Annotated in this window: 11 protein-coding genes; 4 read left to right on the forward strand and 7 right to left on the reverse strand. The window is 48.0% G+C overall.

All coding sequences use genetic code 11. From position 1 onward, the window contains the following. Positions 1–177: 177 nt before the first annotated feature. Positions 178–1,449 (reverse strand): adenosylmethionine--8-amino-7-oxononanoate transaminase, encoded by a 1,272-nt coding sequence (bioA, locus tag RIH33_RS03815; RefSeq protein ID WP_406653790.1) that lies wholly within the window; start codon positions 1,447–1,449, stop codon positions 178–180. Beyond that, the gene (gene bioD / locus RIH33_RS03820) at positions 1,437–2,045 is read right to left on the reverse strand and encodes a dethiobiotin synthase (RefSeq protein ID WP_406653791.1); all 609 of its coding nucleotides are present in this window, start codon (positions 2,043–2,045) and stop codon (positions 1,437–1,439) included. The genes bioA and bioD overlap by 13 nt, the downstream gene beginning before the upstream one ends. A gap of 180 nt (positions 2,046–2,225) precedes the next feature. On the opposite strand from bioD, the gene RIH33_RS03825 reads away from it, so the two are divergent. After that, positions 2,226–3,068, forward strand: coding sequence for a 1,4-dihydroxy-2-naphthoyl-CoA synthase (locus RIH33_RS03825; RefSeq protein WP_406653793.1), 843 nt, complete (start codon positions 2,226–2,228; stop codon positions 3,066–3,068). Between the two features lie 15 nt (positions 3,069–3,083). On the opposite strand, the gene RIH33_RS03830 is transcribed toward RIH33_RS03825, so the two are convergent. Then, a complete protein-coding gene (locus RIH33_RS03830; protein ID WP_406653794.1) occupies positions 3,084–4,190 on the reverse strand; it encodes an aminotransferase class I/II-fold pyridoxal phosphate-dependent enzyme in 1,107 nt (368 codons plus the stop codon). A gap of 36 nt (positions 4,191–4,226) precedes the next feature. Here RIH33_RS03830 and RIH33_RS03835 point away from each other — a divergent pair, with 36 nt between their 5' ends. Further along, positions 4,227–5,174: a lipid A deacylase LpxR family protein gene (locus RIH33_RS03835; protein ID WP_406653796.1), complete on the forward strand. Its 948-nt coding sequence runs from the start codon at positions 4,227–4,229 to the stop codon at positions 5,172–5,174. On the opposite strand, the gene RIH33_RS03840 is transcribed toward RIH33_RS03835, so the two are convergent. Both RIH33_RS03840 and arsC read right to left on the reverse strand, forming a co-directional pair. Next, on the reverse strand, positions 5,171–6,139 hold the full coding sequence (locus RIH33_RS03840) for an NADPH:quinone oxidoreductase family protein (protein ID WP_406653798.1): 969 nt from the start codon (positions 6,137–6,139) through the stop codon (positions 5,171–5,173). The genes RIH33_RS03835 and RIH33_RS03840 overlap by 4 nt on opposite strands. Beyond that, a complete protein-coding gene (gene arsC, locus RIH33_RS03845; protein WP_406653800.1) occupies positions 6,136–6,477 on the reverse strand; it encodes an arsenate reductase (glutaredoxin) in 342 nt (113 codons plus the stop codon). Before arsC ends, RIH33_RS03840 begins: the two co-directional genes overlap by 4 nt. A gap of 64 nt (positions 6,478–6,541) precedes the next feature. On the opposite strand from arsC, the gene RIH33_RS03850 reads away from it, so the two are divergent. Next, positions 6,542–9,454, forward strand: a complete 2,913-nt coding sequence (locus tag RIH33_RS03850; protein WP_406653801.1) for a WD40/YVTN/BNR-like repeat-containing protein — start codon at positions 6,542–6,544, stop codon at positions 9,452–9,454. A 36-nt stretch (positions 9,455–9,490) separates the two neighbouring features. Here the strand turns inward: RIH33_RS03850 and RIH33_RS03855 are convergent, their stop codons facing one another. Both RIH33_RS03855 and RIH33_RS03860 read right to left on the reverse strand, forming a co-directional pair. Further along, positions 9,491–11,044: a DUF1501 domain-containing protein gene (locus tag RIH33_RS03855; protein WP_406653803.1), complete on the reverse strand. Its 1,554-nt coding sequence runs from the start codon at positions 11,042–11,044 to the stop codon at positions 9,491–9,493. A gap of 7 nt (positions 11,045–11,051) precedes the next feature. After that, positions 11,052–12,773 carry a DUF1800 family protein gene (locus tag RIH33_RS03860; protein WP_406653804.1) on the reverse strand — a complete coding sequence of 574 codons (1,722 nt, stop codon included), beginning with the start codon at positions 12,771–12,773 and terminating at the stop codon, positions 11,052–11,054. An 84-nt stretch (positions 12,774–12,857) separates the two neighbouring features. Here RIH33_RS03860 and RIH33_RS03865 point away from each other — a divergent pair, with 84 nt between their 5' ends. Next, positions 12,858–13,343 (forward strand): YciI family protein, encoded by a 486-nt coding sequence (locus RIH33_RS03865; RefSeq protein ID WP_406653805.1) that lies wholly within the window; start codon positions 12,858–12,860, stop codon positions 13,341–13,343. The last annotated feature ends 28 nt before the right edge of the window (positions 13,344–13,371 follow it).

Below are 13,371 nucleotides of genomic sequence, written 5' to 3' on the forward strand. Positions count from 1 at the left end.
GTTATTTTCATTCGATTTCAACCCAGTGAACCACTTGAAACAGCTAAAATAATTGAACACATTACTTCCAATATCGATATTTCATTCGAAAGAACCTTAACCGTCATAGACTCCAACTCCATAAGACAAAAAAATATTAAAGCCTCAATCTATGAATTACCCGCTTCGGGTTGGCCCTCACAGCTCCAACAGAAAAGCATCAATGGCCTTGTACAACCGCTGCAGCTCCTGGTCGGTAATAATATAGGGCGGCAGGATGTAAATCACATTTCCCAAAGGCCGCAGCAGTAAATCCCTGGCCATAAAGAAATCATAAATTTTCTCTTTCAGGTTACTGGTGTAGCCCGCGTCATCCGCATGCAACTCAATCGCCAGAATGGTGCCCAGATGCCGGATTTCCCTGACCTTATCATGAAACCGGAACTGCTCCCTGTAGGCCCGGTGAAGCTCAGCTATTCGCTGAATGTCCTGCTGGCAATTTCTCTTCAGAAGCAGTTTCATACTGGCATTGGCCACCGCGCATGCGAGGGGATTGGCGGTATACGAATGCCCGTGAAAAAAAGCTTTGGTCCGATCTTCCACATTAAAAGCTTTCACGATGCGTTCATTCACAGCCGTGATACCCATGGGCAAATAACCGCCCGTGATCCCTTTGGAGAGGCAAAAAAGATCTGGATCATTCTGGAGATAGTCACAGGCAAACATCTTACCTGTGCGCCCAAATCCGGTCATCACTTCATCTGCAATGCACACCACCTCGCGCGTTCGGGCAATGCTGATGAGTTCATCCAGCACCTCAGGCACATACATCTGCATCCCGCTTGCCCCCTGTACCAAAGGTTCGAAGATGAACGCGGCCGTTTCATCCGTGACAAGTTCCTTCATCCTGGCAATGGACTCTGCCCCGTCTCCCTTGGGCAAAGGCACGAAATCTACCTCAAATAATAATTCATTGAAAGGAGCAGAAAACAGATTCCGTTCGGCCACCGACATGCTGCCGAATGTATCTCCATGATAGGCCCCCTCCAGCGCAATGATCTTCCTGCGGGGCTTTCCCTGATTGTACCAGTATTGCACTGCCAGCTTAATGGCTACCTCCACAGAGGTACTCCCATTGTCAGAAAAGAAAATCTTATCAATGGATTTGGGCAGTATCCGTTTGAGTGTTTTGGAGAGGTCCACCGCCGGCTTATGGGTGAACCCGGCGAAAATAACATGCTCCAGTCGGGCGGCCTGCCTGCTCAGGGCCTTATTGATTCGCTTATGACTGTGACCATGAATATTCACCCACCACGAGGACACCGCATCCATAATCTTGCGGCCATCCTGGGTGTACAAGTACACACCCCTGGCCTTTTTGATCCCTATCGGCTTATTTCCTGCCAGTGGAGAAAAGGGGTGCCAAATGTTCTTACGATCGGTTTTTTCAAAATTATTTAGTCCCAGCATGCGCTTAGCTTTTCAGCGTATTTCTTTACAATGTCCTTATTCACTTCTGACTCCTGCTCCACTTTCAACAACTGCCTGTACCCGGTTCTGAGCAGAATTATCCTTTCACTCTCTTCGTTACCCGGACCATTGAAAATGATCCCCTTCACCCGATAACCCCGGCTCTTGATTGCCTCGGCTGTGAGTAACGTATGATTGATGCTCCCCAGGTACAGGTTAGACACCAATACGATTTCAGCATTCAGATGTGGCACCAAATCCAGGATCACATCCTGATCATTCAATGGCACCATCACCCCGCCGGCGCCTTCTATGATCAAATCCCTATTGGAAACAGGCGGTATGATGTGATCAATAGTGATTTCTACTCCATCGATGTGTGCGGCAGCATGTGGTGAAGCCGGGGTTTTTAGCAAGAAGGCCTCCCGGTAAAATTGGCTTTGCGCATTGGTGACCAAAGACCTGACGGTCTCTGTATCCCTGGGCTCACCGGATTGGATGGGCTTCCAATAGTCGGCATGCAGCATCTCAGTCAGTATGGCACTCACCAGGGTTTTCCCACTATCCGTCCCTATGGCCGTCACAAAGTAGTTCATGAAGCGAAGTTAATATGCAAGTCCTTATATCCCCTACTCTTTGTGGTGGTCTAAAACAAACCCCGACAGGAAGAATGAACAGACTCATTAATAGTGTTTTATCAATTTCAAAGTCGCAAACTCAGCTTTGGTCTTTGGTAGTACCCCTGAAATCAATAATTTCACCAAAAAATAAACATCATGAGCAAGCCCAACTGGAAAGTAGTCAGAGAATTTGAAGACATCACCTACAAAAAGTCAGGTGGCGTGGCACGCATTGCCTTCAACCGCCCGGAGGTGCGTAATGCCTTCCGACCTAAAACTGTAGGCGAGCTCTATCAGGCTTTTTTGGATGCCCGTGAGGACACCTCCATCGGGGTGGTGCTGCTCTCAGGAGAGGGTCCTTCCAAAAAAGACGGAGGATGGGCGTTTTGCTCCGGTGGCGATCAAAATGCACGCGGACACCAGGGCTACGTGGATGATGACGGAATGCCCCGACTCAATATCCTGGAAGTGCAGCGCCTGATCCGGTTTATGCCCAAAGTGGTGATAGCCGTGGTGCCGGGCTGGGCTGTGGGGGGCGGACACTCTCTGCATACCGTATGTGACCTCACACTGGCCAGTAAGGAACACGCCATCTTCAAGCAAACAGACGCAGATGTGACCAGCTTCGACGGGGGCTACGGCTCGGCCTACCTGGCCAAGATGGTTGGTCAGAAGCGAGCCCGTGAAATCTTCTTTTTAGGAAGAAACTACTCTGCACAGGAAGCCTTTGACATGGGCATGGTCAACGACGTGATTCCCCATGATGAGTTGGAAAACACTGCCTATCAGTGGGGGCTTGAAATCCTCCAGAAATCCCCTACTTCTATCAAAATGCTCAAATTTGCCTTTAACCTGACCGACGATGGCATGGTGGGGCAGCAGGTTTTTGCCGGAGAAGCTACACGTTTGGCTTACATGACAGACGAGGCTAAAGAAGGCCGAAATGCGTTTTTGGAGAAAAGAAAGCCTGACTTCAAAGACATCAAGTGGATCCCATGATCCACCAGTCTCAGTTTACACCAGCTCACTGAGCAAGTCCGTCAACCGAACAATCTCTGCTTCTGTATTGTGAACATGCAGGCTGATCCTCAATCGTTCTGTGCCTCGCTGTACAGTTGGTGACAGGATGGGTCTTACATCCAGGCCAGCTTCCTGAAGGCTCAGGGAAATCTCACGGGCCCTCTTGTTGCTACCAATCATCACCGGCTGAATAGGTGTGTGACTCAAAGATTTGGGCCAGAGGTTCCTGAAAAGATTGATTCTGGACTGCAACTCATCCTGTAGGACCAGGTGCTGACCAAGGTACCGAAAGCTCTCTTCTATGGCCAGCACACTGTGAGGTGGCAGAGAAGTGGTGTAGATGAAAGGCCTTCCGAAATTCACCAAATAATCCACCAGCACCTTTGCTCCGGCCACACAGGCGCCATGCACCCCCATGCCTTTACCAAAGGTGTAAACCCGGGCAAAAATCCGGTCGTGCAGGTTTTCCTGAACCAACAATCCCGATCCATTAATTCCTGACACACCCGTGCTGTGGGCTTCGTCCACGATCAAATAAGCCTCGTACTTTTCGCAGACTTCCACCAGTTCAGCCAGGGGCGCCATGTCTCCGTCCATCGAAAAGACCGTTTCCGTCAGTACAAAGACCCTACCCTTCGCTCGCTTGATTTTAGCTTCCAGGTCATCCAGGTCGTTATGAAGAAAACTCACCGTTTCGGCCCGGCTGAGCCAGGCACCTTCTTTCAGGCATACATGCGATAGTTGGTCATACAAGATGGTGTCACCTTTTTCGGCCACCGCAGATACCAGGGCCTGATTGGCGGCATAGCCTGAATTAAAAACCAGTATAGACTCGGCTTTGAAAACATCCTGAAGATACTGCTCCACTGCTTCATAAAATCGATGGTTGCCAGAGAGCAGCCGACTGCCAGTGCCTCCATTAGGAACGGATCCTTCGCGCTGCATTCTTTCACTGATCCGGGCTGCCAGTGTTTCATTTTGAGATAGTCCCAGGTAATCGTTGGATACAAAATCAACCAATCCGGCATTGCCTCCCAGCGTACGAAAATTACCCTTTTCAATTCTGTCCTGAAGTTTTTCTTTTAGAAAGTCCAATGTCATGTCTGCAATTTTGTAAATATCTATCTTTGACCCTCAATGCGAAAATTATTCATTACTATCATTGCTCTGTTGCTCATTCTCGAACTCTCCGCACAGGGCAAATCTCAAAAAAAATACCTCACCTTCGATTATCAACTGGTCGTGGATAATGATGCCTTCACCTTTGACCTCACACAAGATCAGTATTACAGCAGCGGCATTTTTGGAGCAGTCAGGGTACTTAAAGACAGCATCTCCAACGCCAAGGTGATTCAGTCCTACCAGATCAACCACCGGATGTACACGCCCAAATGGATCGGATGGGATAGCCAAAATCAACTTGATCGGCCATACGCTGGTATGATATCTGCCTCTATTTCCAATGAATATTACTTTCACTCTAATCAATACCTGAAAGCCCAGTTGGAGCTTGGCTGGCTGGGGCCCGGAGCTTTGGTGGGTGAAACCCAGGCCACCTGGCACAGATGGTTTGGCATGCCACAGCCTTTGGGTTGGAAATATCAGATCAATAACACACCCATCATCAACCTCCACCTTACATACATAAAGCCGCTTTACTCTTCATACAACTTTGAACTGACCAGCGAAACCAATGCCAGTGGTGGCACCGTCTACAACAACATCAGGCAGGAACTCATGGTCCGTGTAGGTGAGCTGAAGCCTATCCATAAATCTGCTTATGTGAGTTCGTCCCTCGGCAACAAACGAATCAAACTCCCTGAACCCAAAATCAGTGAGATTTATTTCTTCTACTCGCCCGGAGTGGAATATGTGTTTTATAACGCCACATTAGAGGGGAATTTCATTGGTGAAAAATCCATCTACACCGTGGATGCCATCCGATGGGTGTTTCAACACCGCGGAGGGGTGATGCTCAGCTGGCCCAGGTTTGATCTGGGCTTTATTGCCTACTGGAGGACACAGGAAAATGAAACAGCCACCCGACATGATTATGTAGGGGTCAGACTTAATCAACGGTTCTAAACCTCAAGAACTATCTTGCCGGACACACGTCTGTTCAACAAATCTTCGAGGGCTTTTTTCGCTTCTGCCAGCTGATAAGTCTTGGTGACATTCACAGTCAGCTTACCTTCCGAAAACCATCGGAGGAGCATCAGCACGTTTCTCCGGTTGTCAGCCGGAGCATTTCGCCAAAAGGCTCCCCAAAACACCCCCACAATAGCAGCACTTTTGAGCAGTGGCAGATTAAAAGGAATGGCTGGAACCTCTCCCGAGGCAAACCCAACCACTAAATGCCGCCCACCAGGCTTCAACGTGCGAAATACCATTTCGGCCTGAGCCCCACCAACCGGATCAAAAATCACATCCACCCCACCCAGCTGTTTGATTTGTTCTTTCAGTTCTTCACCGGGAGCCATCACCTGATGGGCTCCATTTTTCAAACAAAATGCTCGCTTTTCCTCCGTGGAAGCCACTGCAATAACCTTACTCCCAAATACGCGTCCTAGCTGAACTGCCGCTGTACCTGTACCACCAGAAGCTCCCAACACCAGCAGCGTTTCACCTGGTTTCATCATGGCCCTGTCCTTCAAGGCATACAAAGCCGTGGCATAAGACTCCAAAATCACTGAAGCATCCTTCATGGATAAGTCAGGTGGTATAGGATAAGTGTTGCTCCCCTTGGCAACTGCCAGCTCCGTGAAACCACCCCACCCCATGGAAGCCATGACACGGTCCCCTACCTGCACATGATCCACCCAGGTACCTACAGCGACCACTTCACCCGAAACTTCCTGACCCGGAGAGAAAGGCAAATCCGGCTGAAACTGATACTTACCCTGTGCGATCAGCACATCGGGATAATTGACCCCACAAAATGCCGTCTTGATCATCACCTCGTCTTGTCCAAACCTTGGGAAATCGATCTCTTCAAATGTCAAATCAAACGATGTGCTGAATTGATTGACAAGGATGGATTTTGTAATCATAAGATATTGAGTACGGTTTCCGGAGGGCGGCCTATCGCGGCCTTTCCATTTTTGATCACAATAGGTCGCTCGATGAGCTTGGGATATTGTATCATAGCGTCAAGCCATTCATCATCAGACAATGTTTTCCCTTTAAAAAGCTCCTTGAATTCAGTTTCTCCCTTCCTGATGAGCTTTTCAGGAGTAATCCCCAGCATATTGACAATTTCCGACAGCTCAGCCTTTGTTGGGGGAGTATTCAAATACTCTATGACAGTGGGTTGCTCACCTTTCTCTTCCAGCAAGCTCAGCGTTTCCCTGCTCTTTCGACACCTCGGGTTATGAAATATTTTGGTCATCTTTGGGTTCATTTTCTTCAACCCGAAATTTAGTATAATTACACCTCCGTCAAAAACATTACGCATGAAAAGCCTACCCCTGATTTTACTGCTCTCCTTTACGCTGGTGGCCAGCCACCTCACAGCGCAAAAACTCAAAGTAAACGATGTCCCTGCCGCCACCTCCGCCACAGACCGATGGCAAGGCTTTTTGCAGAGACAACGTCTTATGGAAAACTCCCTGGTCAAAAACCTTCCCTTCAGAAATATCGGCCCCACTATCATGAGTGGAAGAGTGGTTGATCTGGAAGTGGACCCGCAGGATCCCACTCACTTCTATGTGGCTTACGCCTCCGGTGGACTCTGGGAAACAAAAAACGAAGGTGCCTCTTTCAGTCCTTTATTTGACAATGAAATCGTCATGACCATTGGCGACATTGCGGTGGACTGGACTGAGAAAATCCTCTATGTAGGTACAGGTGAAAATAACTCCAGCCGCTCCTCTTACTCGGGTTATGGATTATTTAAATCCACAGACAATGGCCAGTCCTGGTCACATCTGGGCCTTCCCGAATCACATCACATTGGCAGAGTGATTGTACATCCCGACAATCCGAAAATGCTCTGGGTAGCAGTTTTGGGACCGCTATACTCCTCCAGTGAATCATCGGGGGTGTACCGAACGGTGGATGGTGGTGTTTCATGGGAAAAAACCCTCTATGTAGATAAGAAAAGCGGTATTGTAGAATTGATTTTAAATCCAAGAAATCCTGATGAACTCATTGCTGCTGCCTGGCAAAAAGACCGTAAAGCCTGGAATTTTGAAGAATCCGGCAAAGGATCGGCCATGTTTAAGTCCACGGATGGTGGCATCACCTGGCTCAACATCTCCTCAGGAGACAATGGTTTTCCTGACACTGAAGGTACAGGCAGAATTGGTTTGGCTTATGCTCCCTCCAACCCCGAGATCGTCTACGCCATACTGGATAATCAGGACCGTCGCGATGAGGATGAAAAGGAAACCCATACGGTGACCAAAAACCTACTCAGAAACACAACAATTGATGCCTTTCTGGCTCTTACAAATAATGAGCTGAATGATTTTCTGGATCGGGAGAACTTCCCTGATGAATACAATGCCGTGGACATCAAAGAAGATGTAAAAAGTGGCAAAGTCAAACCCCAGGACCTGGTGTCTTACCTGGAGGATGCCAATTCGCTTCTTTTCGACACCCCGGTAAAAGGTGCAGAAGTGTATCGATCCGATAACGGTGGAGAGACCTGGAAAAAAACACATGCTGATTACATCGATGCCCTGGTATTCTCCTACGGTTACTATTTTGGACAAATAAGAGTGGACGGTCAAAATCCTGATATCCTGTATACCATGGGAGTACCCCTGATCAAGTCGACAGATGGAGGTAGCACCTGGAGCATTACCGATATGGAAAATGTGCATGCGGATCATCATGCACTTTGGGTCAACCCCTCCAGACCAGGCCATTTGATCAACGGAAACGATGGTGGGGTCAACATCTCCTATGATTTTGGGGAAACCTGGGTCAAATGTAACTCAACCGCAGTAGGTCAGCTCTATACCGTCAACGCAGACATGGCGGAGCCCTACAATGTATATGCAGGTCTTCAGGACAATGGGGTTTGGAAAGGCCCGAGCAACTATACCTACAGCAGAAGCTGGCTGGAAGAAGGAAAATACCCCTATGAGCGCCTCATGGGTGGAGACGGCATGCAGGTGGTGATAGATACCCGAACCAACGACCTGGTGTATACCGGCTATCAGTTTGGCAATTACTTCAGAATCAACACATCCACCGGAGACCAAAAATACATCACCCCTAAACACAAGCTGGGAGAGGCTCCCCTTCGCTGGAACTGGCAGTCACCCATCCTGCTCTCCAGTCACAATCAGGACATTGTCTATTTCGGTAGCAACAAGTTTCATCGGTCCATGAACCAGGGTGAAGATTTTGAAACACTCTCAGATGATCTGACCCTGGGCGGCAAAAAAGGTGATGTGGCTTATGGCACACTCACAAGCATTACCGAATCACCCATAAGGTTTGGACTGCTGTATGCGGGCAGCGATGATGGACTCATCCACATGAGTAAGGATGCCGGACAAACATGGGAGAAAGTTACCACAGGCCTTCCCACCAACCTCTGGGTGAGCAGGGTGAGCGCATCGGGCCACGCTGAAGGCCGGGTATATGCCAGCCTGAATGGGTACCGCTGGGATCATTTTGATGCCCTGATCTATAGCTCCGATGATTATGGAAAAACCTGGACACAAATCGGTTTGGATTTGCCCAAAGAACCTGTAAATGTGATCAAGGAAGACCCGGAAAATGAAAACATTCTCTACGTGGGCACTGATCACGGAGCGTATGTCTCTCTGGACAGAGGTCAGACTTTCATGGCTTTTGCCGAAGGCCTCCCCGCCGTGGCGGTTCATGACCTGGTGATCCACCCCAGAGACAAAGACCTCATACTCGGTACCCACGGGCGTTCAATCTATGTAGCTGATATTGAATCTTTGCAGCAGCTACCCGGACTTAATGATCATGTCAAAGTATTTCCGATCTCCGAGAAGAATTTTTCCGAAAGGTGGGGCACCAAAGGGAGCTGGCATTGGGATGGCTATAATGAACCCAAAACCGTCATAGAAACATATGTGAGCAACGGAGGCACGGCTACATTGGACATTTCCATGGATAGCCTGACTTTGAAATCATGGACTGCTGAGCTGGACAGGGGGCTGAACTATATAGAATATGATTTCACGTTGGACAGTTCACAGGTCAAAGACTTGCAAATGAAGCTGGAATTGGAAAACACTTTGGAAGCAAGAGACAATGGCAAGTACTATCTCCCCGCAGGTGAATACACACTCACTTTGGCCACCGGTGAACTGAAAACTTCAGCCCCTTTGAAGGTGAATCCTCCAAGGGAAGCACCTAAGAGAAAGGGCAGCGAATAGCTGCCCTGATGTTTGTTTTCACTATGAAATAGTCCGTTAGTACCCGACCTTCACCACAGGAAAAACCCGCCTGGTATGCTGGCCACGCACGGTGACAAAATACTTACCCGGACGTAGCTGATAAGTCTCCCAGTCAATCTGCTGGTCTTTGGAGATACTTCCCCTGTAAATGGACTCAATATGCTTTCCACTGATGTCTATCAAATCGATAGCCACGGGCTCCGCCACGGTATCCACTTGGATGGTAGCCCTTCCATTGAGTGGGTTGGGATAAACCAATAACCCCCGGCCTTCCGGAGATTGAGCGGCCAGTGTTTTTTCACGTTCGCCTATGATAGAGACCGTCTCAAAATCTCCAAATAAAAAATCCTGAGTGGATGGAGCCCCCAACCATTGCTCCAGCACAGAAGCGTAAATTTGTCGAAAATCAAACTCCCATTCGAGATTGTCATCATACTTGGAATTACTGGAAATAGTAGGGTTCGTACCCGTAACCCCTCCCATCACGGCATTTCCAAAAAAGAACATCGGAGCGGCAGCACCGTGATCTGTGCCTAAGCTGGCGTTGGAAACAATGCGTCGTCCAAATTCTGAAAACGTCTGTCCAATTACTTTATCATCTGTTCCCTGCATTTCCAGGTCTTTCATAAAGGCCATAATACCATCATTCAAGTCCTTGAGGAGCGTGGCATGCTCGCCTTTTGTATGATCAGATCCCTCTACCTGAGCGTCATGCGTATCAAAACCACCCAATCGCACCATGTACAATGGAGTTCTCAACCCTCCGGCAATCAGCCGAGAAACAATCTTCAGTTGCTGTGCAATATACGTTTGCGGATAGGTCGCCTGATTTTTCACCTTGGAAGCCGCCGTTTTCACTACCTCCCCATATTGTTGGGATTGCTTGGCAATCAGTCGCACATACTTCAATTTTTCTCCCGCGGGTGTGTCTGGCACCTCACGCTCTTCATTCTCTATCAGGTCATAGAAAAAATCCGGGTCGCTAATAACCATGCTCATGGAGGACTGAGGGCCCTGAAAAAGCAAAGAGCTGCCATAGCCAATCTCAATCGACAATGGATCAGTCATGTCGACATTGGGGAAACTCTCAGGGTAACCGGGATAGGAATCACTCAAAAAGCGTCCTGTCCACCCTGAATTGACCAACTCATTAGAATCTGAAGCACTCATCCATATATCGGTGGACCGAAAATGGGAATAGTTTTGTTGTGGGTAGCCCACATTTTGAATGACCTGAAACCTGTTCTCTTCATATAAAGATTTCAACCCATCAAAAGAGGGATGAAACGCCACATCAGCATCTGAAAGGGTCAGAAGCTTGTTCTCAGGCATAATCACATGCGGTCTTACTTTGTTCAAAGCAGAAAGCTGATCCATGGGGATGATGGTATTTAACCCATCATTTCCGCCTTCCAGAAATATCATGACCAATACGCGATCGGTATCGGCAGCCATTCTCAATAATGAGGTCAGGGAATTGGGTCCTGGCATGCGGAAGCCCATAGCACCCAGTACACCTGGTACCGCCAGAGAATGAGAAACGTGTCTTAAAAATGATCTTCTTCTCATAATAAATCTACATTAGCTGGGCTTCTCCCAATTGTAACAAATGCTGAAAAGTGGGTTTCAGACGATTTTCAACTACCATTCTGTACTCATCATCTTCAGGGTTTTCCATGAGCTCACCCCAGGCCGTGGACCAGTAGCTATCCGTTTGCTGGCCGGACAATAAAATGCTTTTCAAATTGTCCAGCATCTCTGTCTCCAGTTCCATTCCCAGCAAGAGCCTGCTACTTTCCCTGAGCATCTGGTTAGGATCTTCCGGGTGATTGAGTCCACTGATGAATTTGATCAGATCTGCGGGAATCTGAATTCCCTCCTTGATCCAAAATCCCCAATAAACCAGTGAATCGCTTGCAATCGCGCGGTTGGCAATGGTGTCTGTAGTCAACCAATACTTATCGTAAGAGGGCATCTGGTAATAAGCCGGCCACCCCGATACGCTCGGTGGATCGCCTATTTCCATACCCAGATTAGCCATATTCCATAAGAAGCTGTTATGCTGTGTATAGCCCAGTAACAAATCTTCAGCATTTACACCCTCTACTTCCAGTGTTCTCCATAAGCCCAGGATGTACTCTGAAGGGCTTTTGATGATGGCTCCCCGATTGGCTTCATCATGAAAATGAGCACTTTTGAATAGCGCCTCGAGTACGGGCTTTACTTCATAATCATTGGTTCTCAATATATCAGCAAGGGGCGCTATCACCTGACTTTCAGCCGCGTCATCTATCTCCGGATACACGAAAAACTGATACAGTCGTCTGCACAGGTAAAGAGCTGTTTCGTTGTTATCAAAAATCATATCCAGCAATTCATCCAGCTCCTCCGCTCCCGCCTCTCCGGTTCTGCCCAGTATAACCCTGTTGCCATAAAATGCTGAAAACTGTTTATTGCCGGTTTCATGAAATGGGCTATAGAAATAAGACGGCAAAATCCCAGACTCTTCAAACTCCTCCCAACGGACCACCCATCCGGTGAGCACACGGGCCGCGGACTGCACATCCTCTTCTGTAAAGTTGGCATTTGGACCCTTGCCAATACAAAATAGCTCCTGAAGTTCACGCCCATAGTTCTCATCCGGAGCTTCCTTGTTATTGAAAGTGCCGTTCAGGTAGAGAAGCATGGCCGGATCTAGGGTCAGTTCTTTGATCATCGTTTTGAAATTGCCAAAGAGGTTTCTTCTGAGCATCTCAAAATAGCGGTAGCTTAACTTGGCGTAGAAAACTCCCCAGGTTTGTATGGGCAGTAGGTTATGCCAAAAAAGAAGCATTTTCTCCTCCAGCGTAGTGTCCTGATTGAGCATATTCTTAATCAGCCACCCTTTGAGTGAATTGGTCCTGGGTCCTTCATATTCATCACCATGAGCGGCATTAACCCAGGTTTCGCCAAAGGCAATCTCAGGGTCCACTACCCCGTTTTCAGGATCATTGTAATTGTTCACAGGGAGCGTCACATCCCCTTTGGTCAGCAACAGGTCAACAGCCTGTGATACGTCCAAACCAGAAAGTGCTTGTAAATCACTTTGTCTGGTTCCAAAAAGTGTTCTCCTGAGTAAATGAAGCTTCTGCACATCACCCCATTCCCCGGTGTAAACCTCCAAACCTGTAGCCAGGGCACTGCGCCTGGGCGAAGCAGGATGATTGGTGTCCAACAATACAGGTGGCACTTTACGGTACTTCGCCAGTAGCTCCTGATAGTTTTTTGGTAGATAATTCCTATCTTTTGAATTATTCATAGAAATTTTTGTATTCTTTAAAACTAATCATTTCCTCCTTTATAGTCAAAATCACTAGATTAACTTTAAAATCCCTTTGATCATATGTTCATTCATAAGATAGTAATCCCTGGGCTCATTTTGGTACTGTATGCCTGCCAATTTCCCGAAAAAGAACAAACCAACCTGCAAACACCAAAGGCTCTGGAGTATGATTCGCTGCTCGCCGCTGAGGTAGGTGCAGATGACTATGGTATGCGGTCTTACGTCATTGCCAATCTGGTAGCGGGCCCGAACAGAAGTCAGGATTCTCTGGAAGCCTCGCGCCTTCAAAGAGCCCATCTTGATAATATCACCCGAATGGCTGAGGAGGGTACCCTGGTACTTGCAGGCCCTTTTCTCGATGATCAGGAGATACGCGGCATCTACGTTTTTGCGGTGGAAACCATAGAAGAAGCAGAAGCACTGACCAGCACAGATCCGGCCATTCAGGCTGGTAGATTAAAAATGGAACTGAGGCCATGGTATGGCAGTGCGGCGCTCATGAAACTCAAAGACCTACACACTCAGGTAGCTCGGAAAAAGATCTGAGGATTAACAAAATGAAAATATTTCGACA

The organism is Marinoscillum sp., assembly GCF_040222955.1.
Lineage (GTDB): Bacteria > Bacteroidota > Bacteroidia > Cytophagales > Cyclobacteriaceae > Marinoscillum.